This is a genomic window from Polaribacter sp., assembly GCF_965660385.1.
GTDB lineage: Bacteria > Bacteroidota > Bacteroidia > Flavobacteriales > Flavobacteriaceae > Polaribacter.
This window is the reverse complement of record NZ_CBFHZT010000006.1, coordinates 1-272: the sequence shown is the minus strand read 5'-3', so window position 1 is coordinate 272 and position 272 is coordinate 1. Positions and strand designations below refer to the sequence as shown.

At 26.8% G+C, this 272-nt stretch carries 1 protein-coding gene; it reads left to right on the top strand.

Going from position 1 to position 272, the window contains the following annotated elements:
* Positions 1-272 (top strand): OmpH family outer membrane protein (locus ACTG3V_RS03115; protein ID WP_439130672.1); only part of this gene is annotated, 272 nt, incomplete at both ends.

Here is a 272-nt window from a genome sequence, read left to right as displayed (position 1 = left end):
GAAAAAAATATTTTTAGTAGTCGTTCTTTTATTTACTGTTACAACTTTTTGGTCACAAAGAAGTCAAATTATTGCGTATATAGATATGGAATACATTTTAGAAAATGTTCCAGAATATATACAAGCACAAAATACTTTAGATGCTAAAATTGCAAAATGGAGGAAGAAATTAGATGACCAAGCACGTCATATAGAAGTTTTAAAATCTGATTTAGCGAACGAAAAAGCAATTTTAACCAACGATTTAATTGAAGAAAAAGAAGAAGAAATAA